Raw genomic sequence first — 26,656 nt, forward strand, 5'->3', positions numbered from 1 at the left:
GTGTATTCCCTAACACGGTGCTTTAGTCTTATAATGGTATTAGTCATAGTGGGTAATAGTATGCTTAATTTTATTAAAAGCACAGCTTTAAAAGTTATAATCCTAATTCTGATTGTGTTGGGAATCAGTTTTGTAGTGTTTTTCCCTCAAAAAGTCCGAACCGCCTGGAAGGTTACAAAATCTTTTTACAAAGTCTATCAGGGGGATAAAAAATACCGAAGTCATGATTTAACAGGTGCTATTAACTACTATAATGAAGCTTTGGTATTGTATCCGCAGCACCCTAAAGCAAGTTATAACCTCGGGAATATTTATGCTGTTTATGAAGACTATAACAGCGCGCTGGGCGCGTATGAACATTCTTTAAAATACAACCCCAAATATATGACTGCAAGGATTGCGCTCGGTATTTTACTTTCGGAAAAGTTTTTTGACTATGACAGAGCTATCAAGGAATATCAAACCACTATTGACGATGCCCCTTTTTATATCAATATTCCCATGCTTTACAATAATAAAGAGTATGTTATTTACAACAAATCTACCGCGTTTTATAACATGGGCTTGGCTTACAAATGGAAGTCGCTTCTCAATAGCGAAAATCTTTTAGCGGTTAGAAAAAATCTTCAGCAATCCGTTGAAGTTTATAAAAAGTCCATTGAACTTATGAAGAACAATTATAACGCGTATTTTAATTTGGCATTAAGTTTACAGCTCTTAGGCGAATCTACCGAGGCAAAAGCATTTTACTGCAAGTGTATAGAAATGCGTCCGTTTGATTATGATGCCCATTACAATATGGCGGTGCTTTTGAGGGAAGAGAACAATTATCTCGATGCTATACTTGAGCTTGAAAAAGCTGCGTTGATTGTTGATTCTGCGGGAGATGGATTTAAGACACGTTATATATACGATGTTTTGAGCGAAACATCAAAAAAACTGTACGCACAGCAAGATTATAAAGAGTTAATAGAAAAATTAAACAACGACCCCATCAGGAGGTATGAGCCTACTTTTGTTAATGGTAAAATTGTAGCTTCTGAAGAACTCGATAGAGCTATGCTGGAAAACATGCGTACTTGCAGTTACAAAAAAGAATGAGGTTAATTTGAAAAAAGCTGTCGGATATATTAGTGCCACCGGAAAACATGAAATTGAACGTGAAATTGAAATTAAGGTTCAAATAGAGCATATTGCCGATTTTTGCGAAAAAAACAATATGGAATTTTTACAAAATTTTATTGAACCGAAAGAAAGCACCGAAGATTATAAAAGCGAACTTTTCAAACTTTTGGACGAAGCCGGTTCCGGCAAATTTACGGATGTTATTGTGCTTAATCTTGACAGAATGGCGCCTGATAATATTGCGAAAGCCTGGATTATTGATGAACTTAAGAAAAAAGGTGTCCGTTTACATTCATTGACTGAAGAATTATTAATGGGGGTTGAATTTTCTGATGAAAAAATAAAAATTAAAGCTGAAAAAATCAAACAAAAGGTTCGTGATATTCCTTCCCTGCCTGAAATCGTCAATAAAGTTGTAGCTCTTATTCAAAACCCCAACTCATCAGCGCTGCAGCTTTCAAATGTTATTTCGCAGGATGCTGGTTTAACCTCAAGAGTTCTTAGATTGGTTAATTCAGCCTATTACGGCTTCCCTAAACAAATATCTTCCATTCAACATTCCATTGCTATTTTAGGTTTTACCACTATCAGGGGGCTTGTACTTTCTTCTTCGATTTTCAAAATCTTTGCGCCTAAAATGGAGCAGTCTAAAATGCTGGATTACAAGCAACTTTGGAAACACTCTTTATTATGCGCCATAGCTGCTAAAAACATTAATAAGTATTTGCATAAAAATTATGAGGAGCATATTTTCAGCGCCGCTATTTTGCATGATATGGGCAAAATTATTTTAGACCAGTACGACCATCCCAACTACGTTTTGGCATTGAGCGAATTTGATTATTCCGACATGAATAATAATCTTGTTATAGAAAAAAAATACTGCGGACTGGATCACTGCGAGGTTGGCGCTTTGATTACCACTCACTGGAATTTACCTGAAGCTATCAGTCAGACTGTTCAATATCATCACAACCCGTTTGAAGCAGATGAAGAACACCGTGAATTAGTTAGCGTCATTGCTATCGGAAATGTATTTGCACACGTTTTAGCAAGTAACATAAATCTTGAGAATGAATATTTTGACCCTAATATTTTGACGATTTTGGGTATAAACCATGGCGATATCTCCCGTATTTATTGCCTTATCAATGAAGATTTACCTGAAATTCATGAGCTTGAAGGTTTCTTTCAATAGTTAGCTGATACCACTTTTGTTTTTGCGTTTGAAAAAAATTTTTTATCATGTACAATTTTCTGTATAAGCATTAATTGTATTAAATAAAACGCATCATAAAGGAGTTAGAAATGAGCAATATTGTATTAGAGATAGAAAAAAGAGATGAAACTAAAAACCCTCGTCAAATCAGAGCTGAAGGAAATTTACCGGCTACAATTTACGGCAAAGATAAAGCTTCTGTTTCCGTCCAGTTAAACAAAAGGGACTTTGTAAACACTTACAAAAACAATAAAGATGCTACTTTTGAATTAGTCATGGGCAAAGAAAAATTCAACGCTATTGTTCAGTATTTCCAAGTTGAAGCCGGTTCTCAAAAAGAAATGCATGTTGAATTCAAATTAGTTTAGTCTTTAAAATTTAGAATTTTAAAAAGACCGTTGATATGTTTCAATGGTCTTTATTTTTCTACAAATTTTACTTCGTACCCCAAAATATCCGCAAATTTGTTTTTTTGTTCAAATTTTTATATACTGCATTGTATGAAACGAGTTATTTTTACATTTCTGATTTTATTATTTTGCGCGGGCTTCGGGTGCAAGGCTTGGGCTTTGAACGCCCAATTGCTTGAAAATACCATAAATTCCAATCCTGTATCAAAATCTTCCATTGTGTCGGTTAGTGTGCGCAACCTTCAGACAGGAGGAATTTTGTACCAAAAAAACTCCTCTGTGCTTGCAAGACCTGCCTCTACTTTGAAATTTTTCACAAGTGCCGCGGCTTTAGATTTTTTGGGGTTGGATTATAAATTCATAACAGGCTTTTGGAAAGATGCAAACACTACCTACTTAAAAGTTTCCGGCGACCCGCTTTTTGACGAATCCAATATGTTTTATATCATCTCGCAGCTGCTTGCCAACAACTACAAAACAACTAAGGATTTTGTCATCGACGATACTATTATTGACAAAATTCCGTACGGAGTAGGGTGGTACGCCGATGACAACGCAAGCGGATTTTTTCCGCAAATGAGTCCTTATATAATCAACAGAAATTTATTTTGCGTAAGAGCCGAAATAGTCAAAAATAAAATAATACCTTCTTTTTGCAGCACATACCACGAGCCGACTATTGTAAGGTTAAAAGTTTCTCAAACGGACTATTATAATATAAGCAGAGACCCTTTTAGCAAAAGAGCGGCTGTTATTGAGGGTGAAATTTCACAAAATACCGAGTTTAAAATCCCTGCCCTTAATACGGAAGAAATGTTCAAATCCTATTTTTTCAAAACTTTACAGCATTTTAACCTTGCCGTTAACCCCATGATTAAATATGAAAAAACGCCGAGATTTTCCTATGAGTTATCGAGCATATACCACACCGTTAAAGAAGTTCTGTATGCGATAAATAAACGCAGTGATAATCTGGCGGCGGAAATACTGTTGAAGCATTTAGGTGCTGTATCAAGCGGACAAACAGGCTCTACAAAAAACGGGCTTGAGCGCTTCAAACTATTTTATCAAGATTTAGGGGTTTACACAGAAGGAATAATAGTTGCCGACGCATCAGGAGCTTCTATGAACAATTTACTGACCTCTGATTGGCAGACAAAAGCGCTTTGTGCCATTTCAAAAACAAAATATTTTAACGAGTTAAAAAGTTCTATGGCAACACCTTCCGATGGAACTTTCTCCGGACGCTTAGGTGAACTTGACGGCAAATTAAATGTTAAAACCGGCACCCTTTCCAATACAAGTACTGTTGCAGGCTACATTACAACACAGGACGGAGAGCAGCTGGCTTTTTCCATTATGCTTGATAATTTGCCCGAAGGGGCAAAACCGAAGGAATTCGAAAATAATTTAATCAGAGCCATATATTCCGAGTAAATTTATGTGTTCATATTGAAGCCGGAGTTTTATTTGATTTTTCTTTTTAAGTTTAAGCCTAAAAGCTTGTAAATTTAATGCCAAAATTCAAAAAACTTGTTAAAATCTAAATATGGATTATTCGAGATATTGTAAAAAATATGTTCCTTATCTGTTTGTTGCACCTGCTTTGATTATGCTTGCGGTGTTTTTTTTCTTACCGTTTTTTGAGAGTTTTTACATAAGCCTGCTTGATTATTCAAAAGACATTTACAACCCTGTTTTTGTAGGCATTGGCAATTACATCAAGCTTTTTCACTCTCCAATGTTTTATAAAACGTTGATTAATACGGTGATTTATTTGGTTGTTGCAGTACCGCTATTGGTGGTTTTACCGTTGATAATTGCGGTTGTTATTAACCAAAAACTCAGGCTCATTAATTTTTATAAGGTTTCTATTTACTTGCCCGTTATAGTCTCTATAGTTGTTGCGGGGATTGCCTGGAAGTGGCTTTATGCCGACAACGGGATTTTGAACTATCTGTTGTCTTTTTTCGGAGTGCATAAGATAGGATTTCTCACCGACCCCAAATATGCCTTGTACAGCGTCATAGCCGTTACTGTCTGGAAAGGGCTGGGATATTATATGATGATATACCTGGCAGCGTTGACAAGCGTGCCTCAGGATTTGTATGAGGCGGCAGATATCGACGGAGCATCACTGTTGCAAAAACATTTCGCCGTAACTGTTCCGCATTTGCTTCCTGCTATTGCGCTTGTTACGATTATAAGCTCAATCAGCGCAATGAAAGTCTTTGTTGAAATATTCATTATGACGCAGGGCGGTCCTTTGAACTCCAGTATGACCATTGTTTATTATATTTATCAAAAAGGGTTTGAAAACCTTGATTTAGGCTATGCTTCCGCCGTAGGTATTGTGCTGATGGCTATTATAATGCTGATTTCGGTATTTAATATTAAAAAAATAGAAGGGCAGGCTTTTAATGGATAGAATAATCAAAAAACTTGCCAGCCATATTTTCTTAATTTTGATGGTCATAATTTCCGTAGGACCTTTCCTATGGTTGATTTCTACTGCATTGAAATCCCCGGGAGAAAATATTTTTGCATATCCGCCCCAATTTATCCCTCAAAAAATCACTTTTGACAACTTTATCGGAGCCTGGAACCAAATACCTTTTATGGGCTATATCATAAACAGCACTATTGTTGCTGTTGCTACGATTGTATTGAATCTTTTATTTGCTTCTTTGGCAGGTTACCCTTTGGCAAAGATGGAATTTAAAGGCAAGGACTATGTATTTTTTGCAATGCTTGCCACTTTGATGATTCCGTTTCAGGTTATTATGATTCCGTTGTATTTGCTCGTTTTGAGGTTAAATTTGGTCGACAGCGCCTCTAATATTGCAGGATTTTTGGGGTTAATTTTGCCTTTTGGGGTTAGTGCATTCGGAATTTTACTTATGAGGCAAGCTTTTATGGCTATACCCAAAGAACTCGAGGAGGCAGCCATTATTGACGGCTGCAATGTTTTTCAAATTTGGTTCAGAGTGCTATTGCCGCTGGTAAAACCCTCTTTGGCGACTCTTGCTATCTTCACTTTTGTAGGGTGCTGGGGTGAATTTTTGTGGCCGAGCATTGTACTTACCAAGCAGGAAATGTTCACTCTGCCTGTAGGGCTGAACTATTTACAGGGGTTTTTCAGCTCTAATTGGCGGTTTATTTCAGCCGGCGCCATTATTTCCATTGTTCCGATTCTAATTTTCTTTCTGGCATTACAAAAATATTTCATCGGCGGTCAGACCCAAGGCGCTGTCAAAGGATAAACAGAATATTTGTAAAGCTTAAAATTATACCCGATTGTACTATTTTAAATTTAAAATTCATGGTAGAGTGGGTACATTAAATTATTTTTGTAAAATGTATAAGGAGTAATTCATGAAAAAGTTTTTCACTACCGTTTTAGCTATGAGTATATTTTGGGCGGTTCAAAATACCTGTGATGCAAAAATCCCTTTCTTTCACTTTAAAAAGCCAACGGAAGTAAATCAAATAATTGAATCTCAAAAACCTACGGGCGCAGCTGTTCCTGTAGATACCCAAAAACCTGCCCAAGAAGAGGCACAACCTTGTGAAACCGAAAAAAGCCAGCCTTGTGATATTAAAACCCCCTGCAAATGCGACAAAAAATCAGAAGTTTGTCCTCCTTGCGCTGTGAAACCTGTTTGCAACTGCGGCAAAACCCCTTGTGATTGTGATAAAAAATCACCCTGCGATATTAATAAACCTTGTCCTTGCAGCAAAACCCCTTGCGACTGTGATAAAAAATCACCCTGCGGCATTAATAAACCTTGTCCTTACGGCAAAACCCCTTGCGACTGTGATAAAAAATCACCCTGCGACATTAATAAACCTTGTCCTTACGGCAAAACCCCTTGTGATTGTAATAAAAAATCACCCTGCGATGCAGCAAAATGTCCCTGCAATAAAGAAGCTGTAAAAAATTATTTTTGCGAAGCGGATAAGATGTTATGCCTGACTGCCGAACAAAAACTGCAAGCTATTAAAATAAGAGAAGAAGGTAGCGTTAAAATGCGTCCTCTTATTGAGCAATACCGGGCTAAAAAAATAGAGATTAAAAAACTTAAATGTTGTGAAATGGAACAATCTGAAAAAACCAAACAATTAAAAGCTCTTAAAAAAGATAGTCAATCTGTCAAAAAACAAATGAAAAAAGTCAGAAAACAAACCGAAAAAGAATTTAAGGCTATTTTAACAAAAGAACAAAAAATCACTTACAAAGAAATTCAAAAAGCCAGAAAAGCAAAAATTAAAGAAATGAAAGCCAGACAAAAAGAAGGCTGCGGCCGTAAATAATTAATAATTTCATATAATAAAAAGCCGGCTAACGCCGGCTTTTTTGTACCTTTGTAAAAAGTCTGTAAAAAACCGAACTTACCCTTATTTTTATAGTAAAATTAAATGGTAAAGAGCTTAAGGATAGTTTTGCAATATGCCATTTGAATTTGTAAATACGGAACTTGAGGGAGTTATTCTTATAAAGCCGAAAGTTTTCGGTGACGAAAGAGGATTTTTCCTTGAAAGTTATAAAAAAAGCGACTTTCAAAAAGCGGGTATTAACGCGGAATTCAATCAGGACAATCATTCTAAATCCACCAAAGGCGTCCTTAGAGGATTGCATTTTCAAGAAAATCCTTATGCACAGGCAAAGTTAGTCAGATGCATAAGAGGAAACGTGTTTGATGTTGCCGTAGATATAAGGAAGGGTTCTGCCGATTACCTTAAATGGGTTGGTTTTGAACTGTCTGAGGAAAACAAAAGTATGCTTTTCATACCCGAGGGTTTTGCGCATGGTTTTCTTGTTCTTTCTGATGAAGCTGAATTAGCTTATAAAGCTTCTAACGAATTCAATTTAGAGTCAGACGGCGGCATCCGCTGGGATGACCCCGATATAAACATAACTTGGGGAATTGATTTTGACCCTGTTGTTTCCCAAAAAGATGCGGCTTTACCGTTTGCTAAAGATTCTATTCACAATTTTAAATATAAGGAGTAATTTATGCGTATACTGGTTACCGGCGGAGCCGGATTTATAGGAAGTTGCTTTGTAAGGCAAATGCTTACCACTCACCCTGATTATAAAATCATTAACCTTGATGCTCTTACTTATGCAGGCAATATAGAAAATCTTGATGATGTTAAAACCAACCCTAACTATAAATTCGTACACGGTGATATTTGTGATAAAAAATTAGTTTTAGAATTAATGCATGACGTTGATGTTTGTGTAAATTTTGCGGCAGAAAGCCACGTTGACAGAAGTATTACAGGACCCGAGATTTTTATAGAAACAAATATAAAAGGCACTTTAAATCTTCTTCAAGCGGCTAAAGAAGCAAAAGTTGAACGTTATTTGCAGGTTTCTACCGATGAAGTTTACGGCAGCCTGGGCAAGACGGGTTACTTTACTGAACAAACCCCTATAGCCCCTAACAGTCCTTATTCCTCAAGCAAAGCCGGGGCAGATTTACTTGTCAGAGCTTATTTTGAAACTTATGGTATGCCTGTTCTTACAACACGCTGCTCCAATAACTACGGTCCTTATCAATACCCCGAAAAGTTAATCCCGTTCTTCATAGGCAATTTGCTAAATGATAAAAAAGTTCCCGTTTACGGAGACGGCTTAAATGTAAGGGATTGGCTGTATGTTTATGACCATTGCAGCGCTATTGACCGTGTCTTACACCGGGGCAAAGCCGGCGAAGTTTACAACATAGGCGGTAATAACGAAAAAACCAACATGGAAATCACCCGCATTTTATTGAGCGCTATGAACAAAAACGAAAGCTCAATACAATATGTTGAAGACAGGTTAGGACATGACAGAAGATATGCCATTGACAGCTCTAAAATTCAAAATGAACTCGGGTGGTCGCCTTCCGTTACTTTTGAAGAAGGTATTCAATTAACCATTAACTGGTATTTGAACAATCAGGACTGGATTAAATCCATTGAAGCTAAAAAATCCGCTATGGCTGTGAATTAAGGAGTTTTTGATGTCCGAAGCTAAGTTACCGCAAAAAATTCTTGTAACAGGCGCAAATGGCATGTTAGGCAAGGATTTGTGTCCTGCTCTTGAAGCAGAAGGCTTTGAGGTTATAAAAACCGATATTGATAATCTTGATATTACCGATTTAACCCAAGTTGAAGAGTTTTTTGCAAATAATACTCCTGATTTTATTGTCCATTGCGCCGCTTATACTAATGTTGACGGCGCGGAAGAAAATCCGGAATTAGCCGAAAAAATAAATGTTCTGGGTTCCAAAAACATTGCCCTTCAGGCGAAAAAATACGATATCCCTATTTTAGCCGTCAGTACGGATTATGTTTTTGACGGCAGAGGTTTAAGACCTTACGAGCCCACAGATAAGCCTGATCCTCAAAGTGTTTACGGCGCTACAAAATTAGGCGGAGAACTTGCAGTTAAAGAGCAGACTAAAAAGTATTTCATCGCCAGAACAAGCTGGTTATATGGCATTCATGGCAAAAACTTTGTAGAAACAATGATTGCTTTGGCGCAAAAAATGCCCGAACTTAAAGTTGTAGACGACCAAATAGGCTGCCCTACCTGGACTATGGAGCTTGCCAACGGCATTATAAAAATCATCAGGGAACAAAAACCTTACGGTATTTACCATATTTGCGGTTCAGGATTTACAAGCTGGTACGGTTTTGCAAAAAAAATCTTTGAACTTGCAAGAATGTATGTTAACCTTAAACCATGTACTACAGAAGAGTTTCCCCGCCCTGCAAAACGTCCCGCTTACTCGGTTATGGACAATAACAATATTTGCAGACATTGGGAAGAAGCGCTTGAAGATTATATGAAATTAAGATAGGAGTTGCAAATGAAAGGAATTGTTTTAGCAGGTGGTTCGGGAACAAGACTTTATCCTTCTACAATAGCTGTTTCTAAACAAATTTTGCCTGTATATGATAAACCTATGATTTATCACCCTGTTTCTGTACTTATGCTTGCAGGGATTAAAGATATTCTTATTATTTCTACTCCGCACGATTTACCTCATTTTGAAAAACTTTTGGGTACAGGCAAACAATTCGGTGTAAAGTTTACCTACGCTGAGCAGCCAAGCCCCGATGGTTTGGCGCAGGCGTTTATTATAGGTGAAAATTTTATCGGCAATGATAACGTTGCTATGGTTTTAGGTGATAATATTTTTTACGGCGTAGGCTTTTCTAAACTATTGGCAGAAGCTGCGCAAAGGCAGGAAGGAGCAACCGTTTTCGGTTATTACGTCAAAGACCCTGAACGCTTCGGGGTTGTAGAATTTGATGAAAGCGGCAAAGCAATTTCACTTGAAGAAAAACCTAAAGCCCCCAAGTCCAACTACGCTGTTACGGGATTATACTTCTACGACAATAAAGTTGTAGAATATGCCAAAGCCCAAAAACCTTCCGCAAGAGGCGAACTTGAAATCACGGATTTGAACAATACATATTTAAATCAGGGTAAGCTAAACGTTGAGCTTTTAGGCCGTGGCTTTGCCTGGCTTGATACAGGTACACATACTTCTCTTCTTGAAGCAAGCCAGTTTGTCCGCACAATTGAAAATAACCAAGGCATCAAAATAGCCTGCCTTGAAGAAGTTGCGCTTAGAAAAGGGTTCTTAACGAAAAAAGAAATTTTAGAATTTGCCGCACCGTTCAAAAACAACGAATATTACAACTATGTCCGCTCCTGCGTAAGTAAGTAAAAAATTATGGCTGGCAAAGAACGGTTAGATAAAATTTTAGTTGATTTAGGGCTTGTTGAAACAAAATCCAAGGCACAATCTTTGATTATGTCGGGTGATGTTTTGGTCAACAACGAAAAAATAACCAAACCGGGACAGGGATTTGCTAATCCTTTAGAGCTTGATATAGTTGTAAAAACTATGCCTTACGTCAGCAGAGGCGGCTTTAAGCTTGAAAAAGCATTAAAAGAATTCGCTATAAATCCTGCAGGCAAAATTTGTCTTGATGCCGGTGCTTCTACAGGCGGCTTTACCGATTGTATGCTTCAAAACAATGCAAAATTTATTTATGCGGTTGATGTCGGTTACGGGCAGATTGCCTGGAAAATCAGGCAAAATCCCAAGGTTAAAGTTATTGAGCGTACCAATATTAAAAACTGTGAGTTAAACGATATTTTTGACAATCCGGATGATGAAAAGTGTGATTTTTGCGCGATGGACTTGTCTTTTATATCAATTACAAAGGTTTTGAGAAATATAAGAAGGTTTTTAAAAGATGAGTTTGCAATTGTATGCCTGATAAAGCCTCAATTTGAGGCAGGAAGGGAAAGTATCGGCAAAAACGGTGTGGTTACGGATAAAAAAGTACATTTGGAAGTTATTAAAAATATCGTACAATTTGCTTATGAAAACAAACTTTATCCCCAAAAGCTTACTTTTTCACCAATTAAAGGTCCCAAGGGAAATATAGAATATCTTATTTACTTAACAAATAATGAAAATAATATTTTAGATGATAAAATACTAGAAGTAATAGAGAAAGTAGAACTGTAGTGATAATTTCTAACGAAGATACCTCAATAAATCTTGGAAAGATAAATATAATCTGCAACATCGACCAAAAAAATTCTTATAAAGTTGCACAGGTGCTTATGAAATTCCTTGAAAAAAACTCTTTTAACTATACCTGTCAGGACATTAGCCCTAAACAATCACTTACTGATTTAAACTTTGATAAAGACGCTACTTTTGTAGTTACTATCGGAGGCGATGGCACTCTTTTATCCAGTGCAAGATTTTATTCCAATTTTGATGTTCCTGTTTTCGGTATAAATGCAGGGAGGCTCGGATTTTTGGCGCAAATCGGGCATGATGAATTAAAAATCGGGCTTGAAAAAATTTTAAAAGGCGAGTTCAAAATTCAGGAACGTTTGATGTTAAAATGCCAAACCTCTGTCACCAATACTAAATTGGACGCTCTTAACGATATTGTGCTGAAAGGCGGAGCTGTTTCAAGAACCTCCCGTTTGTTTCTAAGCATTAACGGCAACAAAGTTTGCGATTATCTGGCGGACGGGCTTATAATCTCTACCCCTACAGGTTCTACCGCTTACAACCTTTCTGCGCACGGACCTATTATTATGCCTACACTAAAAACGATTGCAATTACTCCTATCTGTCCGCATTCTTTGACAGTAAGACCACTGGTCGTTTCCCAAAAAGAAAAAATAGAAATCCGCACCGAAAATACCGTGGATATAACTTATGTTACCGCTGACGGTCAGGAAAATTGTCGATTGGAAAAAGACGAAGCAGTGTTTATAGAAAAAAGCGATAAAAAAGCCAAGCTGGTTATGCTTACGCAAGATAAGAACAATTTTTACAGGGTATTGCGCCAAAAACTTTACTGGGGTTTATAGCAAAAGATGATTAACTATTTAACTATTCAAAATTACACTATCATTGAAAATTTAAAAATTGATTTTGAAAAGGGTTTGAATATTATTACAGGCGAAACAGGGGCAGGCAAAAGTATTATTATTGATGCCATTGATATTGCGCTGGGCGCTAAAATACCAAAGGATGTCGTTAAAACAGGCAAAAATAAAGCTTTAATCGAACTCGAGATTTCTTTATCCGACAAAATTGCGGAAGTTTTTGCTTCACAATTTGATATTGAACCCGAGGATGGCAATGTCGTTATTTTTTCTAAAGAAATTACCGAAACATCTTCAAGAACAAGGGTTAACGGGGTTGTTATCCCTCAAAATACTCTGCTTGAAATGCGCCGATTTATTCTTGATATTCATTCCCAGCACCAAACTTATGTTTATATGCAGCCGAAACTCCACATTAATTTGCTTGACAATTTTGGCGACAAATCCTATAGAGAAAGTGTTCTGGAGTTTCAAAAATTATTTAAGGACTTTCAGGAACTTGAGGCTAAATATAAAAAGTTGCTCGAAAATAATACTAAAAATGAGCAGGAAAAGGACTTTTTAAAATTTCAAATTGAAGAAATTCAAGCAGCAAATATAGAAGACCCGAATGAATACGAAGAGCTTTTTGCTAAAATGGAAATCTGTGCTAACGCCCAGGAGCTTAAAACTTTGAGCTTTGGAGCATACAGCGCTTTGTATGAGGAAGAAGGCGCCGTTATTGACAGGCTTAACGAGATTAAATCTACTTTGTCTAAAGGGGCTTATTTCGATGAAAAACTTTCAGCCATTGCCCAAAATATTGAAGAAACTGTTATAACACTTAAAGATTCTGCGCATGAACTTAGAAGCCACCATGAAAACCTGAACTTTGACCCTGAACTGCTTGAAGAAATTCAAACAAGACTTGATATATTAAGCAAGTTAAAACGCAAATACGGCGGTGATTTACAGTCTGTTTTAGATACGCTTGAGAAATATTTGCAAGAATATGACGAGCTGGAAAATTCCACTGACAATATTGTCAAATACGAACAGCAGCTAAAAGCCATGAGAACTTTTATCGATGAAAAAGCTTCAAAAATCAGTAACGTAAGAGCGCAGCTTGCGCAGGAGCTTTCTTTGACAGTCAGCGAAGAATTGAAAAAACTTGAAATGCCTTATGCCGAATTTAGCGTTAATATAGAGCAAATTCCTGTAAGTGCAAACGGCACTGACAATGTTGAATTTATGATTATTACCAATCCTGCCGAGGAGTTTAAACCTTTAGCAAGAATTGCAAGCGGTGGAGAAATTTCACGGGTAATGCTTGCTATTAAAACCATATTTGCCAAAGCTGACGATATTATGAGCGTTATTTTTGATGAAATTGATACAGGAATCAGCGGTAAGACTTCAGAGGCTATCGCCCGCAATTTATCGCTTTTGGCAAATTCTCACCAAATTTTGTGTATAACCCACCAACCCATTATTGCTTCTGTTGCCGATGTTCATTTTCACGTCAGCAAAAATCAAAGCACAAACAGCTTTGAGGTTTTGGTAGAAAAACTTACGGAAGAACAAAAAACAAATGTAATTTCTAAAATGCTCTCAGGCAAACAGGATGAAGAATCCGTCGAATTTGCAAAAAAACTGATTAAGGACCTGAAACAAGTTTATTAATGGCAATTTTTTAGATTTTTATGGTTTTAATACAGTATAAGGTGGTAATGTAATATGCAGGTAAATCAACCTCCCAACAGGGCAGAATTGAATAAAACCTTTAAGGATTTTTTGCCGGAAAAACCTTCTGTTTCAGCTGCTCTGCCTACTGTTCCGCCTCCTGTATTTGTACATCCCGGCAAAGCGGATTCCTTTGAGAAAAAGCATGCTTTTCTTATTACAACAGCTTCTCTGGGTTTTTTGGCAACAACAGGTTTTTTACTGTTTCGCGGCGGCAAATTGATAAATCTTAGCGAGTTTATTAAAAAAACCGCCAATAAGTTTACAGAAACCGCTCATAATATCGGAATAAATGATAAAGCCGCTAATTTCTTAGATAGTGCAAAAGCCCGTATTTCCGTTTGGATGGCAAAAGGTCTGAAAAAACTTCAGGGACTTGCTAATTTTAACACTTTAAAAGATTATTATGCGGGTAAAGCGCTGGAATCAAAATATTTGAAACCCCTCAAATTAAAGGAAGGGTTTGACTGGATGACCAGAAAACTCACCGCAAGCGGTAAAAATTTAACTCTTTCAAAATATAAAGCGCCTCAGGCACAATTCCAAAAACTAAACCAAACTTTAAATGAAGTTTGTTCTATAATTGAAAAAAATCATAGCCAATTTTTCCCTTCCCAAGAAGCAGCCAAGGCAGCTGCGGCTCATATAAGAGGGTTAGCGGCAACAAGCGGCGATGATTTAGGAAAACTTATCAACGGATTTTCAGACAGATTTGATAAAACCGTAACAGTCTTGAATAACAATTCTATGAAAGAATTTTTAGCGGAAATTAAAAAACTTCCGGGAGATAACTGGAAGACTAAACTAATGCACAAAGTTGATGATTTCGGCGAATTTATACCTTATAAAACAATGAAACCGTATAAAGATGATTTGTTTAGAGGGCTTATGGCAGACAAAGCCAAGCTTTCCAACAGCGTTATTGATTTCCACAGAGAAGTTTCTACGAAGCTCGATGATATTTTCTACAGTAATTTATTGTACGATAAAGGGCATAGAGCCCAGTACAGCAAAATTAAAGAACTTTTAGCGCAGTTTAAAGATCCTAAGAGTTTCTTTGTAACAGACAGGCAATTAGTTAAGTCCCAAATCGGGAATGAAGTACAATCGCTTATTGAAACTATTTCAAAAAAACCCGGCAGCGATAATTATGTTAAAAAACTGCAAGAGTTATCCGGTATTATAAAAGCCGATAAAAAAGGTACTGTTGAAGATATGGTTGCTTATTGTACTTTCTTAAAAGATAAAAACCCTCAACTGTATACCCGGCTTTTAACCCAACGTGATAAATTCCAAAAAGCGCTTAACAATGCTGTAAGTTTTGAAACCGAAAAATCTTACGGCAAGCTGTTGGATTTTTCACTTAATTCACTTGTAACAGACGTCTTTACACAGGTTGCAGGTATAGGAACCATATTATACTTCCTGCTTAACTGGAAAAAAACCAAGGAAGAAAAAATCGCCGCAAACTTAAAGACGGGTATCCCTTTCCTCGGAGGCTTGGTTGTGGCTTTCTTGTGTAATTTAAGACAGGTAGCGTCAGGTCCCGGCGCCTTATTCTTAGGTTTCTTGACCACTATTGCGCTTAATAAAATAGGTAATTTTACAAATAACAAATATGTGGCATCATTGAAGGGTAAACAACCGGCAAGTCCCGGTTTAGACCAAACTAAGCCTCTTAATGCCTGATATCGCTTATTATTCTACATTTAATTCATTTAAACTTTTAATTAATTCCTGCCGGCTTGTTGTAGCGCAGCCAAAATAACGGATAACCAGACTTGCCGCAAGATTACCCACAATTGCAGCTTCATAAGCGCTGGCGCCTGCAGCCAAAGCAAGCGTAAATGCTGCTATTACTGTATCCCCCGCTCCTGTTACGTCAAATACGTCAGTTTTGTTAAAAGCGCTTACCGAATGGAACGTATCTTTCCCGTCAAATACTATCATGCCTTCATCACCCCTTGTTAAAAGCATCATCTTGGCTTCTGTAATATCGATAAGGTCTTGTCCTGCTTCTATTGCTTTATCATAGGAATTGATAAGATATCCCGTGGCTTTTTCCGCATCAGGCTGGTTTGGGGTTAAGCATGTTACACCTTTAAACCGGTTTAAGTCTTTTTGTGTATCTACCGTGATAATTTTATTGTGTTTTTTCGCTGTATTAATTGCACATTCAATAATTCTTGGCGTCATGACGCCTATATCGTAGTCTGACAGCACAACCGCATCAAAATCGGGAACAGATACCTCTATATTTGCTATAATTTTGTCTTCCGTTTCTTTGCTGACAGGTGTATTCATTTCCCTGTCTATTCTTACTATTTGCTGCCTTACAGATTGAACCGAGAACCCTGATATCCTCGTTTTGGTTGTTGTAGGTCTGTTTATATCTTCTACCATTAAAGAAGTATCTATGTTGGCTTTTTTTAGTGTATTAAGCAAAACAGGCGCATGATAATCCCTGCCATAAATACCGATTGTGCTTACTTTTCCGTCGTTTAAAGCCGAGATATTATGTGCTGCATTTGAACCGGCGCCCAGTATAATTTTTGTTTCAGAATGTTTCAGGATTAAAACAGGAGCTTCTCTTGATATTCTTGCTGTTTGACCGTAAACCATTTCATCCAGCGCAAGATCGCCTATTACTAAAACTCTTGGGGTAATTAAATTTTCAATAACTTCTGATATTCTTTTTTTATCAATCTTCACTGTAAATATCCTTTAATAAATCGATTACGAGAATAAAAATATGTAGTAAAATTATTATGGCATAAAAAGTAATTTGAGGAAATCATGGAATTTTCTGACGAAAATCTCGAACAAAGTACATTAGATAAAGAATTACACCATATTGAAGAGCAGGGTTACAAAAAATACGTCGTTAAAATAAATAATAAATTTGTTTCCCTGATTGACGATATGAGTGTGGATGAACGCAATAGCATTATTAATGATATTTTAGAAACCTATAGAGAACAAGAAAATGAGAAACGGCAAACCCGGTTCATTAAAGGAATGGCCATTAAGATTTTAATCACTATTTTTGTAATGCTGTTTGTTGTGCCGTTTATTTTTCTGGCAATTAATAAAGCGTTGAATGTTACTTCTAAAAATTACAAAGAAATGCAAAACAATTTTCAAACTTTATATGATAATTCCTACCATAGCAAAAAACAAAAGAGAACAGGCTTGTAATTTTATCTCTTATCTACATGCCATTTTTTACTTAGATATTGCAAAGTGCCGTCCTGTTCCATAGATTTGATTGCTTGCGAAACGGCTTTGTTTAAGGCTGCCGTGTTACTGTTTTTTCTTAAAGCTACTGCATAATAGTCGGTTGTGTACCTGTCGGGCAGTATTTTATAATCAGGGTCGTCAAGGATAATGCCGTATAAAATGGAATCATCAGTGCTTAATGCCTTGATTTTATCCTTTTTCAAGTCTGAAAAGGCATCCTTATAATGCTTATAGCCTTTTATTTTGGCATTTGTGGCGACAAAACGGATATTCTTTTCTGCGGTTGTACCCAAGACAATCCCGATTGGTTTTCCGTTTAAATCTTTTCCGGAACGCACCTGCGCGTCTTTGTGAACTAAAATCGCCTGTCCCGCTATAAAATAAGGTGATGTAAAGTCGATTATTCTTAATCTTTCGTTCGTTATCGACATTGTGGAAATTATCGCATCAATTTTTTTAGAATTTAACATCAAAATACGGTTTGACGGCGTTACTTCTTTAAAATCAACAATATCAGGGTTGTTAAAAACTCTTTTGGCTATTTCTCTTGATAAATCAACGTCAAAACCTTGTAACTTACCGTCATTTATATAACTGAAAGGTTTTGAATCATAGCTGATTCCGATTTTAAATTTTTCATTGGCGGCTATTTGAGTTAACAGGTCAGTTTGTACCTGTTCTTTTTTATTACAGGCACTTGTTGTTATCATCAGAAATATTAAAAATATTGCGGTTAAAAATTTTTTCATTAATTCTCTCTGTGCCGATTATAACAGCTTATAAAATCGTAGTCAAAAGTTTTCAAAAATGACTAAAACAGCCTGTTTCCACTGCATTTTTATCTATAATAAAATTTTTATCCCCCTGTTTTACAATTACAGTCGGACTGTTTGTTTTTTTGCCTGTTTTACCTATTTTACGTATAGGAATATTTTTTTGCGCAAGTTTTTCCGCTGTTTTCTCATTCACACAGGCAACAAGCTGATAGTCTTCTCCTGCGAACAAAATCCATTTATTTATATCAACATTTGCCATATCTGATATAATTTTTAAGTCTGCATCAATCGGTACGAACTCCATATCTATTTCAATATCAACCCGGCTTGCCTGCGAAATTTTAAAAAGCGCATCAGCAAGCCCGTCGCTTGTATCCATCATACAAGGCAAAGGCTGTGAATTTTGGGCTATAATTCTGCCAAATCCCATCTGCGGTTCGGGGCGGTTATGAATTCGCTTGAATTTGTCAAAAATAAACTCAGGCAGTTCTTTTTGCTGCGCAATAGTATCAGGATTTTCTAAAATCCATAACCCGGCTGCGCTTGAACCAAAAAATCCCGTTGCGATTACAATTTGCTCTTCTCCGGCAGTACTCCTTTTCGCGGGAATAATTCCGTCAGGAGAGCCTAAAAGCGTTATATTAACAACAAGTTTCTCACCGCCCGCGACATCACCGCCAACTATTGATACCCCATACCTTGTTGATATTTCCTTTAACCCGTCATAAAATTCTTCTACAAAAGCTTCATCTATATATTTTGGAAGACTTAACGAGATAAGCGCAAACTTTGCAATTCCTCCTGCGGCAGCTATATCACTTAAATTTACCGCCATAGATTTGTAACCTAAATCAAAAGGTGTAGTTGAAGATAATCTGAAATGAACGTCTTCTACAAGCATATCAGTTGTAAGAAGCAGCCTGAGGTCTTCTATATAGGCACAATCATCGCCAATACTGTTTGTGCTGTCAATGCTGTTTTTTATCAGTTCTATTAAATCTAATTCTTTCATAGCTTATATGATAAACAATATAAAGTTTTTGCACAAGAAATTAATATGAGTATAAACACAGCAAAAGACAGTATTGAACTAACCTTCCACTCGTTTCGAGCCCCTTCTTTAAATAAAGAAAAACTTGTTAATCAATGCTGTCTCTGCTATTTATTATATACCCGCATTGGAAAAATTTTAAACATATAAACACAAAAAAGCATAGAATTTCATCTATGCTTTTTATATAAATTAGTTTTATTTCCGAAAATGATTAATAATTCATCTTCCAATTTTGTTCAATAATTCTGGCAGCACACTGTTCGCCGTTTCCGTCTTTAGGGTCACATTTGCCTTTTGAAGTTTTCCAGTAGCCTACTTTATCATCTTTTACACCCATAGGAACTATCTCACCCGATTTTGTAAGATAAAAATAGAATAAATCACGTCCGTAAATATTAGGGTCAACAGGTCCGTTTACATCAACGAATATATAACCTAAAACACAATTTAAAGGCGCTTTGTTCTCTACGCTATAGTTTCTGCAAGTGCCGTTGTTCTTCATTATTACGCTTGCACCGTTTGATGAAAGGAACTTAAAACCATCCCATTCATTCATATTTGCCCATAGTCCGCCACGCAAAATTTTATATCTGTCAGGCATGCAGTTACCGCCTTTTTTCACTCCGCAAATTTTCATCGCCCCTAAATTTTCTTTTGCAAAAGAATCATAAAAACCTTCTTTGACAATTTTTTCACAAGTTAAGTTTTTGGGGCAGCCTTTTGCAGCCAAATAAGAGTTCAATCTTGCCGAAAATTCTTCATAAAAAGTTCTTAACTTAACTACAAACTGTTGTTTGTAGGTGTATTCTTTATAAGCCTGATATCCAAAATAACCGCCTACAGCAAGCGCTGCTACTACGACAACTGATATAACCGCTATTATTAATTTTTTATTTATAACTTTTTTTTCTTCAACAGTTGAACTTTCTTGGATATTTTGGTCTTCGTTTCCCATGATTTTACCCTCGTTAATGTACGGACATCATTATAACAATAAATTTAACATGATTTCAAGCTATTTTTTAATGAACACCGTTAAACAGTTTTATGCTATTATTTATAATTAACAGCCCCGAGAGGATTACCTTGGATAAAATTCGTGTTTTAACTGTTTTCGGCACCAGACCTGAAGCCATTAAAATGGCTCCTGTTGTTATGGAACTGGAAAAACATCCCGATAAATTCGTTTCTATCGTGTGTACTACCGCACAACACAGACAAATGCTGGACCAGGTTTTGGATTTGTTTAAAATTACCCCTGACTATGATCTGAATATTATGAAGCATAATCAGGATTTGTGGACGTTGACTGCAGGCATGCTGCTTGGCATGAAGGAAATTTTTGAAAAAGCCGAACCGCATATTGTTTTGGTTCATGGCGATACCACCACTACTATGGCTGCAGCGCTTAGCGCTTTTTATGCCAAAATTCCGGTTGCCCACGTCGAAGCCGGTTTAAGAACTTTTAATAAATACTATCCGTTTCCCGAAGAAATCAATAGGGTTGTAGCAGACAGTGTTTGTACTTATTTTTATGCCCCTACCGAAAAATCCGTCGAAAATCTCATTAACAGCGGTATTACCGATAAAGAAAGGATATTTCTGACAGGGAATACCGTAATTGATGCTCTTTTACACACCGTAAAACATCATGAAACGGATTTATCGTATTTAGGGCTTGATGAAAATCTAAAAATTATCTTAATGACTTCACATCGCAGAGAAAACCTTGGAAGACCGTTAGAAAATATTTGTGATGCTATCTTAGAACTTATTAACAAGTATGATGACATCCAGGTGGTTTATCCGGTGCATTTAAACCCTAATGTCAGAAAAACCGTATTTGAAAAACTGGATAATAATCCTCGTATAAAGTTAATTGACCCGCTCGAATATGCTCCGTTTTCAAGTTTAATGAAAAAAGCTCATATTATATTAACAGATTCCGGCGGTATTCAGGAAGAAGCGCCCTCTTTAGGCAAGCCTGTTCTGGTTCTACGTGATGAAACAGAACGTCCTGAAGCATTAGCGTTTGGAACGGTAAAACTTGTCGGTACTGATAAACAAAAAATTGTTAATACAATCAGCATGCTTTTGGATGATGAGCAGGCATATCAAAACATGTCTGCGGCAGTGAATCCTTACGGCGACGGTTTGGCTTCCGAAAGGATAGCCGATGCAATTTATAAATTCAAAGACGAATTGATTATTAAGTAATATCAACTATTTCCCCTGCCAGGTTAAGTTTTATTAAGCGAAAACAGGTCAACATGTTTAAAAAAGCGAAACATGTGGAACTATACTAATGTAAACAAATTCTCTCTCTCTAATTCCTCTCTCTAATATGTGGTAGACTTAGCCGACTCTCAAAACGTCGGTTTTTTTTTGCGCTGATGTGGTAAACCCGCCGACTCTCAAAACGTCGGTTTTTTGCACCGCTGAAACAAATCCGCCCCCCCGCAAATACGGTTTGGCAAATTAAATTAAACAGCCGAATAACAATAAAAATGTTCTCTGGCAACGCTTCCCGGTTGCTTAGCCCTCTTGCTGACGTTTATCGTAAAATCCACTTTTTGTAGTTTTCTTTTCTGGCATCATTGATTGTAGAAGGCTGGATTTCGACCTGATTTTGATTGTTCATGGGAATTTCTGACTCAAAAGTTTGTTCTTGACTCAGGGGTAATTCCCGGGCATGCACTTGCGTTTGTACATCTACATCAGGTACTTGCGGCGCAATTTTCAAATAAATTTCCGACGCTATTTTTTGAGCCGTAGGTCGGGTATATTTTTTTATTTGTGCAACAGGAACTATATTTTCACCGAATTCTTGTGCCGGCTGTTGGAATGTATTTATATTAAAGTCTTTACCAAGGCTTTTTTCGTAAATATAACTTCTGTTTTGCACATCCACAACCGTTGTCATTAATTCAAATTTTGCCGAAGGCGTTGCCATTGGCGCCCATATCCATTGCAGTTTGTGTACTATATTAGGTTTTAAAAAAGAACTTTGTGTATCAAACCCCCCATTTACGAGAACTACATAATCTACATCAAGCGAACTTGCAATTTCGTCTAAAATTTTATAATCAATAACGTAATTATTCTTGTACTCACTTGCCATTTTTTGATATTTGCTTTCAAGATTGTTTAATTTTAAAATTTGTCTGGAAGTATAAATATCCATAGCTTTTAGCCCCTGTTTTGCATTTAAGGAATTAACAAGGTCCGAGCTGAACATATTTACAGATGCGGGATAAAGAGAGTAGCTTGAACCGCCGGCCGGCATATCAAGCGAAAAAACAGCTATGTTCTTTGTTGCCGCGGCAAATGCATTATTGGCTGCAAAAACAGTTATTACCGTTAAAAGTATTAATGTTAAAAACTTTTTCATATTTTATCCTTAGTTCCCTGTAATAATATTATTATCCTATTATATGTTTGGGTTTTAATCCACTATGTATAGTAAATTGTTTGTTACAATTAGTTTACAAATAGTTTTTTTAACTTGGTATATTGGCAATAAAAAAAATTTTATGTTTTTATACTTCTTGTAATGGAAAATTAGGTAGGTTCGTATGGTAGCAGTTAATAACAATGAACAAAAGTATAAATCACCGGGATTTTTGCTTTCTACAGGTGGTTTTTTGGCGGGAAATTTGGCAGCAGGTTTGGCTGTGAATATTCCTAATCGAACCATAAACATGGCAATAGCAAAGAAGCTTGTCAAGTTAAATGAGAACTTGTCAAAAGATGAGCTGACTTTGCTTAGCGATGGAGTAAAAACCTTATTGGACAAATCAGGTTTAGCAGCTAAGGGCGTTTCTTTTATTGAATATACAAGAGATAGTGCCAAGCAGGTAGCTGATTTATTAAGAATTAATGCCCCTAAAATTTTACCCTATAGGCTAAAGGAACTTTTAATAAGAGGTCCTTTAAATATGCTTGAAGTTGGTAAAAATGCCTTTTTTGCACCAAAAGGTAATAAAATAGTTATCCCCACGGGTGGGAAATTTTCTTTGGCATATTTTCATGAAATAGGTCATGCTATGAATGCTAATTTTAGTACGGTTGGAAAAATATTACAAAAAATGAGACCTTTAACGATGTTGGTTCTACCCATCGCTTTACTTTCTCTTTTGAAAACAAAAAAAGCTGAAGGAGAACAACCTCAAGGAATTTGGGATAAAACAACTACCTTCATAAAAAATCATGCGGGTAAATTAACTTTTGCGGCTTTTTTACCTGTGCTGGTTGAAGAAGGTTTGGCTTCCATTAAAGGTCAAAAATTAGCTAAAAGTATTTTAAGTCCTGAATTATTGGCTAAGGTTTCAAAAAATAATAAACTTGCTTATTTAACTTATCTTGGACTGGCTCTTGCCAGTGCCCTTGGCGTCGCTTTAGCAGTTAAGATTAAAGATAAAATAGCACATAGAAAGCCTATTGAAGATAAGGCAACGGTAAAAGCTTAAAATAAATAAATCCGCCTGATAGTTGGCGGATTTATTTGACTTTTTGTTCAATCTTTATTATTCCGACAGACTTCGCTGTTGTTGTGCTGGAAATCTCGTTGTATGACATTACGGAAATTTGCGGGAAAGTTCTTTCTACAAGCCTTCTAAATGGAAGCCTTATAGGCGCGCTGCATAATATCACAGGCTGGCTGCCTGTGTTTGTTATTGCACGCTCTATTTCCGTATTTAATCCGTCTATAAGGTTTGTGGTAAAAACGGGGTCCAGTGTTAAATTTTGACCGTCCGAGCTTATCCCGTTCATTATAGCGCCTTCTATATCAGGAGATAACGTGATTGCCAAAAGTTCGCCGGTATCTGCCAGATTCTGTTTACAAATGCTTCTGGAAAGAGCCAGTCTGCATTGTTCCGTCAAAAAATCAGAGTTTTTATTAATTCTGGCAAAAGTACTCAAACATTCTAAAATAGTGTGCAAATCTCTTATCGATACCCTTTCTTTGAGAAGATTTTGCAGAATAATTTGTATTTCCGCATAATTCATTTCTTTAAGTAAATCTTCCACAAGACTTTCCGATACTTTTTTAACGTTTTCAACAAGAGATTTTACATCTTCTCTGGTTAAAATATCAGAAATATTGCGTTTAATAACTTCGCTCAAGTGGGTTGTTACCACGGCTGAAGGGCTTACTACCGTGAAACCTAAACCTTCTGTATATTCTTTATCACTTTCAGCTATCCAAATGGCAGGAAGCCCAAAAGCCGGCTCTTTATCCGCTATGCCTTTAATGCCGTATTTGTCTGCATCGTTATTGGCATTCATTGCTAAAAATCTGTCCGAATACACTGTTCCTTTCTCGACAGGGATACCCTTAAGCTTGATTTGATACGAATTTGGGGCAAGTTGCAAATTGTCCCTGACCCTTATCGACGGCAATACTACACCATAATCAAGCGCGGTTTGTTTTCTTATCTGTGCAATACGCTCAAGCAAATCCCCGCCTTGCTCTAAATCAAGCAACGGAACTAATCTGTAGCCTATTTCTATTTCCATTGCTTCTACGGTTAAAAGCTCCATGACTTCTTCTCTTGAAGCACGTTTTTTCTTTTTGGATACTCTTTGCGCCAACTGTTCATCTGTTTTTTCTTTTTCCTGCTCTTTTTCTTTGTTTTGCATTTCAGAATAAATAGTGTAAGCAAGAGCGCCCAATAATCCGCCTATGGTCAAAAACGGTATGTTCGGCAAGCCGGGAATTACACCAAGCGTAAGCATTAGACCTGATACTACTCCCAACACTTTTGGGTCAGAAAACATTTCTTTATTGATATCTTCGCTTAAGGATTTATCCTGACCGCTTGCACGACTGACTATTAGACCTGTTGCCGTTGAAATTAACAGCGCCGGTAATTGTGCCACCAAACCTTCTCCGACCGTTAATATGGTAAACGTTGAAGCTGCAGTCAGAAAGTCCATTTTCATCTGCCATATCCCTATTATAAAGCCGCCTACGATATTTATAATAGTTATAACTATAGCTGCCATCGCATCGCCTTTTACGAATTTGCTGGCGCCGTCCATAGTACCGTAAAAATCCGATTCACGTTCAATTTTTCTTCTTTTTGCTTTCGCCTCGTCTTCTGTTATCAAACCTGAATTTAAGTCAGCATCGATACTTAACTGCTTACCCGGCATACTGTCTAACGTAAACCTTGCCGCTACTTCCGCTACTCTGGTTGCACCGCCCGTGATTACCATAAAGTTAATAATTACAAGAATTGCGAAAATAATTGTACCTACAACGTAATTGCCGCCTACAACAAACTCGCCGAAAGAGTGGATTACTTCGCCCGCATGACCATGCAGCAGAATTAATCTGGTTGAACTTACGTTTAAACCGAGCCTGAATAATGTCGATACAAGCAAAATAGTCGGAAAAGACGAATATTCCAACGGTTCTCTTGTATAAAGACAAACTAACAGAATTATTACAGATAATGATATGTTTACGGTAATCAAAATATCCAGAATAAAAGCCGGTAAGGGTAAAATCATCATGGCAACTACGGTTACAAGACCTATCGCCAGTGCTATATCGTTATTTTTTAATATCTTTGCTAAATTATTGATACTTAGCATACTCTACCCTTGCTGTTTTTTCTTGTATACAAATGCCAAAATCTCGGCTACCGCAGCATACAATTCTGCTGGTATTATACCATCTACAGGCACCAATTTGTGTAAAGTTCGTGCAAGTGGTGGATTTTCTATTACCGGTATATTGTTATATTGTGCTATATCTCTGATTTTGAAGGCTATTAAATCCGTCCCTTTGGCTATTACCTGCGGCGCAGGGGCAATTGAGGTATTGTACCTTAAGGCTACGGCATAATGAGTAGGGTTTGTAACCACAACATCAGCGCTTGGTACCGCACTCATCATTCTTGATTGCGCCATTTGCATTTGTATAGAACGCACTTTGCTTTTGATTTTCGGGTCACCTTCGGCATTTTTGCGCTCATCTTTTACTTCCTGTTTTGTCATCTTAAGAGATTTATCAAATTCATATTTTTGGTAAATTTTATCAATGACGCCTATTATAATCATTGCTATACAAATATTAATAATAATATCCGCCAGTATATCCGCAAGTTTCAGCAAAAAAGTTTCAACGTCCGCACCTAACAGTAAAAGAAGCTCATCTTTCCTTCCGGCGACAACACTCCATGCAAATGCACCGATTACGGCGAGTTTAATAAGTGATTTTGCTAATTCTACTGCTTTTTTAGGCTTAAATATGTTAAAAGTTTCAACAAAACTCTTCCATAATTTCATCGGTGAAAACTTTTCAAATTTTGGTCTTATTGCTTTTGGCGCAAACAATCCCCCTAACTGTATTCCCACCACAAATAAAGTTGTGATAAATAAAAATATCATAAACGGCATTAATATATCAGCCATCAAAGTGGCATAAGGCGCCAAAATCCCCATAATATTATCGGGGTTTATATTATATGGGCGCAGGTTGCTTAGTATTTCTTTCAATGCAAATTGCAGCTTTTCAAACATTCCCGGAGCAAACATATAAAACAACGCTATGCCGCAGGTTAAAACAAGTGCAGAATTAAAGTCCTGGCTTTTGGCTACCTGACCATCTTCTCTTGCTTTTCCCTGCCGTTTCGGGGTGGCTTTCTCCGTTCTTTCTTCTGACATTTT

25 protein-coding genes are annotated in these 26,656 nt (G+C 36.9%); 18 read left to right on the forward strand and 7 right to left on the reverse strand.

Annotated features, from left to right (window positions below):
- Positions 1-60: 60 nt before the first annotated feature.
- The 15 genes from PHX18_00445 to PHX18_00515 all read left to right on the forward strand — a co-directional run bounded on the left by PHX18_00445 (position 61) and on the right by PHX18_00515 (position 15,595).
- Positions 61-1,101 (forward strand): tetratricopeptide repeat protein, encoded by a 1,041-nt coding sequence (locus PHX18_00445; protein ID MDD3593077.1) that lies wholly within the window; start codon positions 61-63, stop codon positions 1,099-1,101.
- 7 nt (positions 1,102-1,108) lie between these two features.
- Positions 1,109-2,323 carry an HDOD domain-containing protein gene (locus PHX18_00450; protein ID MDD3593078.1) on the forward strand — a complete coding sequence of 405 codons (1,215 nt, stop codon included), beginning with the start codon at positions 1,109-1,111 and terminating at the stop codon, positions 2,321-2,323.
- A gap of 110 nt (positions 2,324-2,433) precedes the next feature.
- Entirely contained in the window at positions 2,434-2,712 is a 279-nt protein-coding gene (locus PHX18_00455) for a hypothetical protein (protein ID MDD3593079.1), read from the forward strand.
- A 132-nt stretch (positions 2,713-2,844) separates the two neighbouring features.
- Complete coding sequence (gene dacB, locus PHX18_00460; GenBank protein ID MDD3593080.1) at positions 2,845-4,191, forward strand: D-alanyl-D-alanine carboxypeptidase/D-alanyl-D-alanine-endopeptidase; 1,347 nt, start codon at positions 2,845-2,847, stop codon at positions 4,189-4,191.
- A gap of 112 nt (positions 4,192-4,303) precedes the next feature.
- Complete coding sequence (locus PHX18_00465; protein ID MDD3593081.1) at positions 4,304-5,182, forward strand: sugar ABC transporter permease; 879 nt, start codon at positions 4,304-4,306, stop codon at positions 5,180-5,182.
- A complete protein-coding gene (locus tag PHX18_00470) occupies positions 5,175-6,017 on the forward strand; it encodes a carbohydrate ABC transporter permease (protein MDD3593082.1) in 843 nt (280 codons plus the stop codon). The genes PHX18_00465 and PHX18_00470 overlap by 8 nt, the downstream gene beginning before the upstream one ends.
- A gap of 112 nt (positions 6,018-6,129) precedes the next feature.
- Positions 6,130-7,068: a hypothetical protein gene (locus PHX18_00475; protein MDD3593083.1), complete on the forward strand. Its 939-nt coding sequence runs from the start codon at positions 6,130-6,132 to the stop codon at positions 7,066-7,068.
- A 136-nt stretch (positions 7,069-7,204) separates the two neighbouring features.
- Complete coding sequence (gene rfbC, locus PHX18_00480; protein MDD3593084.1) at positions 7,205-7,768, forward strand: dTDP-4-dehydrorhamnose 3,5-epimerase; 564 nt, start codon at positions 7,205-7,207, stop codon at positions 7,766-7,768.
- 3 nt (positions 7,769-7,771) lie between these two features.
- Complete coding sequence (rfbB, locus tag PHX18_00485) at positions 7,772-8,758, forward strand: dTDP-glucose 4,6-dehydratase (GenBank protein MDD3593085.1); 987 nt, start codon at positions 7,772-7,774, stop codon at positions 8,756-8,758.
- 10 nt (positions 8,759-8,768) lie between these two features.
- The gene (rfbD, locus tag PHX18_00490; protein MDD3593086.1) at positions 8,769-9,611 is read left to right on the forward strand and encodes a dTDP-4-dehydrorhamnose reductase; all 843 of its coding nucleotides are present in this window, start codon (positions 8,769-8,771) and stop codon (positions 9,609-9,611) included.
- 9 nt (positions 9,612-9,620) lie between these two features.
- Complete coding sequence (gene rfbA / locus PHX18_00495) at positions 9,621-10,487, forward strand: glucose-1-phosphate thymidylyltransferase RfbA (protein MDD3593087.1); 867 nt, start codon at positions 9,621-9,623, stop codon at positions 10,485-10,487.
- A 6-nt stretch (positions 10,488-10,493) separates the two neighbouring features.
- Positions 10,494-11,300: a TlyA family RNA methyltransferase gene (locus PHX18_00500; protein MDD3593088.1), complete on the forward strand. Its 807-nt coding sequence runs from the start codon at positions 10,494-10,496 to the stop codon at positions 11,298-11,300.
- Positions 11,300-12,166, forward strand: coding sequence for an NAD(+)/NADH kinase (locus PHX18_00505; GenBank protein ID MDD3593089.1), 867 nt, complete (start codon positions 11,300-11,302; stop codon positions 12,164-12,166). The genes PHX18_00500 and PHX18_00505 overlap by 1 nt, the downstream gene beginning before the upstream one ends.
- A 6-nt stretch (positions 12,167-12,172) precedes the next feature.
- The gene (gene recN, locus PHX18_00510) at positions 12,173-13,846 is read left to right on the forward strand and encodes a DNA repair protein RecN (protein MDD3593090.1); all 1,674 of its coding nucleotides are present in this window, start codon (positions 12,173-12,175) and stop codon (positions 13,844-13,846) included.
- Positions 13,847-13,900: 54 nt separating this feature from the next.
- Positions 13,901-15,595 carry a hypothetical protein gene (locus PHX18_00515; protein ID MDD3593091.1) on the forward strand — a complete coding sequence of 565 codons (1,695 nt, stop codon included), beginning with the start codon at positions 13,901-13,903 and terminating at the stop codon, positions 15,593-15,595.
- A gap of 9 nt (positions 15,596-15,604) precedes the next feature.
- Here the strand turns inward: PHX18_00515 and PHX18_00520 are convergent, their stop codons facing one another.
- Complete coding sequence (locus PHX18_00520; protein MDD3593092.1) at positions 15,605-16,618, reverse strand: PfkB family carbohydrate kinase; 1,014 nt, start codon at positions 16,616-16,618, stop codon at positions 15,605-15,607.
- Between the two features lie 84 nt (positions 16,619-16,702).
- On the opposite strand from PHX18_00520, the gene PHX18_00525 reads away from it, so the two are divergent.
- Positions 16,703-17,104: a hypothetical protein gene (locus tag PHX18_00525; GenBank protein MDD3593093.1), complete on the forward strand. Its 402-nt coding sequence runs from the start codon at positions 16,703-16,705 to the stop codon at positions 17,102-17,104.
- 2 nt (positions 17,105-17,106) lie between these two features.
- Here the strand turns inward: PHX18_00525 and PHX18_00530 are convergent, their stop codons facing one another.
- The 3 genes from PHX18_00530 to PHX18_00540 all read right to left on the reverse strand — a co-directional run bounded on the left by PHX18_00530 (position 17,107) and on the right by PHX18_00540 (position 19,931).
- Positions 17,107-17,895 (reverse strand): transporter substrate-binding domain-containing protein, encoded by a 789-nt coding sequence (locus PHX18_00530; GenBank protein MDD3593094.1) that lies wholly within the window; start codon positions 17,893-17,895, stop codon positions 17,107-17,109.
- Between the two features lie 52 nt (positions 17,896-17,947).
- Complete coding sequence (gene thiL, locus PHX18_00535; protein ID MDD3593095.1) at positions 17,948-18,934, reverse strand: thiamine-phosphate kinase; 987 nt, start codon at positions 18,932-18,934, stop codon at positions 17,948-17,950.
- A gap of 253 nt (positions 18,935-19,187) precedes the next feature.
- Positions 19,188-19,931 (reverse strand): hypothetical protein, encoded by a 744-nt coding sequence (locus PHX18_00540; protein ID MDD3593096.1) that lies wholly within the window; start codon positions 19,929-19,931, stop codon positions 19,188-19,190.
- A 131-nt stretch (positions 19,932-20,062) separates the two neighbouring features.
- On the opposite strand from PHX18_00540, the gene wecB reads away from it, so the two are divergent.
- Positions 20,063-21,193, forward strand: a complete 1,131-nt coding sequence (gene wecB, locus PHX18_00545; protein ID MDD3593097.1) for a UDP-N-acetylglucosamine 2-epimerase (non-hydrolyzing) — start codon at positions 20,063-20,065, stop codon at positions 21,191-21,193.
- Positions 21,194-21,530: 337 nt separating this feature from the next.
- On the opposite strand, the gene PHX18_00550 is transcribed toward wecB, so the two are convergent.
- Positions 21,531-22,367, reverse strand: coding sequence for a hypothetical protein (locus PHX18_00550; GenBank protein MDD3593098.1), 837 nt, complete (start codon positions 22,365-22,367; stop codon positions 21,531-21,533).
- A 349-nt stretch (positions 22,368-22,716) separates the two neighbouring features.
- Here PHX18_00550 and PHX18_00555 point away from each other — a divergent pair, with 349 nt between their 5' ends.
- Positions 22,717-23,445: a hypothetical protein gene (locus tag PHX18_00555; protein ID MDD3593099.1), complete on the forward strand. Its 729-nt coding sequence runs from the start codon at positions 22,717-22,719 to the stop codon at positions 23,443-23,445.
- A gap of 31 nt (positions 23,446-23,476) precedes the next feature.
- Here the strand turns inward: PHX18_00555 and flhA are convergent, their stop codons facing one another.
- Positions 23,477-25,579: a flagellar biosynthesis protein FlhA gene (flhA, locus tag PHX18_00560; protein MDD3593100.1), complete on the reverse strand. Its 2,103-nt coding sequence runs from the start codon at positions 25,577-25,579 to the stop codon at positions 23,477-23,479.
- Between the two features lie 3 nt (positions 25,580-25,582).
- Positions 25,583-26,653: a flagellar biosynthesis protein FlhB gene (gene flhB, locus PHX18_00565; GenBank protein MDD3593101.1), complete on the reverse strand. Its 1,071-nt coding sequence runs from the start codon at positions 26,651-26,653 to the stop codon at positions 25,583-25,585.
- Between the last annotated feature and the right edge of the window lie 3 nt (positions 26,654-26,656).

The sequence above is a fragment of the Candidatus Gastranaerophilales bacterium genome (genome assembly GCA_028696075.1).
Classification (GTDB): domain Bacteria; phylum Cyanobacteriota; class Vampirovibrionia; order Gastranaerophilales; family JAILCC01; genus JAQVHS01.

What these genes read in the sequence shown, in the direction of transcription:
- PHX18_00550 (MDD3593098.1), bottom strand. Translation starts at nt 22,367, where the DNA reads ATGAAAAAGTTTTTAACATTAATACTTTTAACGGTAATAACTGTTTTT.
- flhB (MDD3593101.1), bottom strand. Translation starts at nt 26,653, where the DNA reads ATGTCAGAAGAAAGAACGGAGAAAGCCACCCCGAAACGGCAGGGAAAA.
- PHX18_00530 (MDD3593094.1), bottom strand. Translation starts at nt 17,895, where the DNA reads ATGAAAAAATTTTTAACCGCAATATTTTTAATATTTCTGATGATAACA.
- dacB (MDD3593080.1), top strand. Translation starts at nt 2,845, where the DNA reads ATGAAACGAGTTATTTTTACATTTCTGATTTTATTATTTTGCGCGGGC.
- rfbA (MDD3593087.1), top strand. Translation starts at nt 9,621, where the DNA reads ATGAAAGGAATTGTTTTAGCAGGTGGTTCGGGAACAAGACTTTATCCT.
- PHX18_00455 (MDD3593079.1), top strand. Translation starts at nt 2,434, where the DNA reads ATGAGCAATATTGTATTAGAGATAGAAAAAAGAGATGAAACTAAAAAC.
- PHX18_00470 (MDD3593082.1), top strand. Translation starts at nt 5,175, where the DNA reads ATGGATAGAATAATCAAAAAACTTGCCAGCCATATTTTCTTAATTTTG.
- thiL (MDD3593095.1), bottom strand. Translation starts at nt 18,934, where the DNA reads ATGAAAGAATTAGATTTAATAGAACTGATAAAAAACAGCATTGACAGC.
- PHX18_00525 (MDD3593093.1), top strand. Translation starts at nt 16,703, where the DNA reads ATGGAATTTTCTGACGAAAATCTCGAACAAAGTACATTAGATAAAGAA.
- rfbC (MDD3593084.1), top strand. Translation starts at nt 7,205, where the DNA reads ATGCCATTTGAATTTGTAAATACGGAACTTGAGGGAGTTATTCTTATA.
- PHX18_00465 (MDD3593081.1), top strand. Translation starts at nt 4,304, where the DNA reads ATGGATTATTCGAGATATTGTAAAAAATATGTTCCTTATCTGTTTGTT.
- flhA (MDD3593100.1), bottom strand. Translation starts at nt 25,579, where the DNA reads ATGCTAAGTATCAATAATTTAGCAAAGATATTAAAAAATAACGATATA.
- PHX18_00475 (MDD3593083.1), top strand. Translation starts at nt 6,130, where the DNA reads ATGAAAAAGTTTTTCACTACCGTTTTAGCTATGAGTATATTTTGGGCG.
- PHX18_00445 (MDD3593077.1), top strand. Translation starts at nt 61, where the DNA reads ATGCTTAATTTTATTAAAAGCACAGCTTTAAAAGTTATAATCCTAATT.
- rfbB (MDD3593085.1), top strand. Translation starts at nt 7,772, where the DNA reads ATGCGTATACTGGTTACCGGCGGAGCCGGATTTATAGGAAGTTGCTTT.
- PHX18_00515 (MDD3593091.1), top strand. Translation starts at nt 13,901, where the DNA reads ATGCAGGTAAATCAACCTCCCAACAGGGCAGAATTGAATAAAACCTTT.
- PHX18_00500 (MDD3593088.1), top strand. Translation starts at nt 10,494, where the DNA reads ATGGCTGGCAAAGAACGGTTAGATAAAATTTTAGTTGATTTAGGGCTT.
- recN (MDD3593090.1), top strand. Translation starts at nt 12,173, where the DNA reads ATGATTAACTATTTAACTATTCAAAATTACACTATCATTGAAAATTTA.
- rfbD (MDD3593086.1), top strand. Translation starts at nt 8,769, where the DNA reads ATGTCCGAAGCTAAGTTACCGCAAAAAATTCTTGTAACAGGCGCAAAT.
- PHX18_00540 (MDD3593096.1), bottom strand. Translation starts at nt 19,931, where the DNA reads ATGGGAAACGAAGACCAAAATATCCAAGAAAGTTCAACTGTTGAAGAA.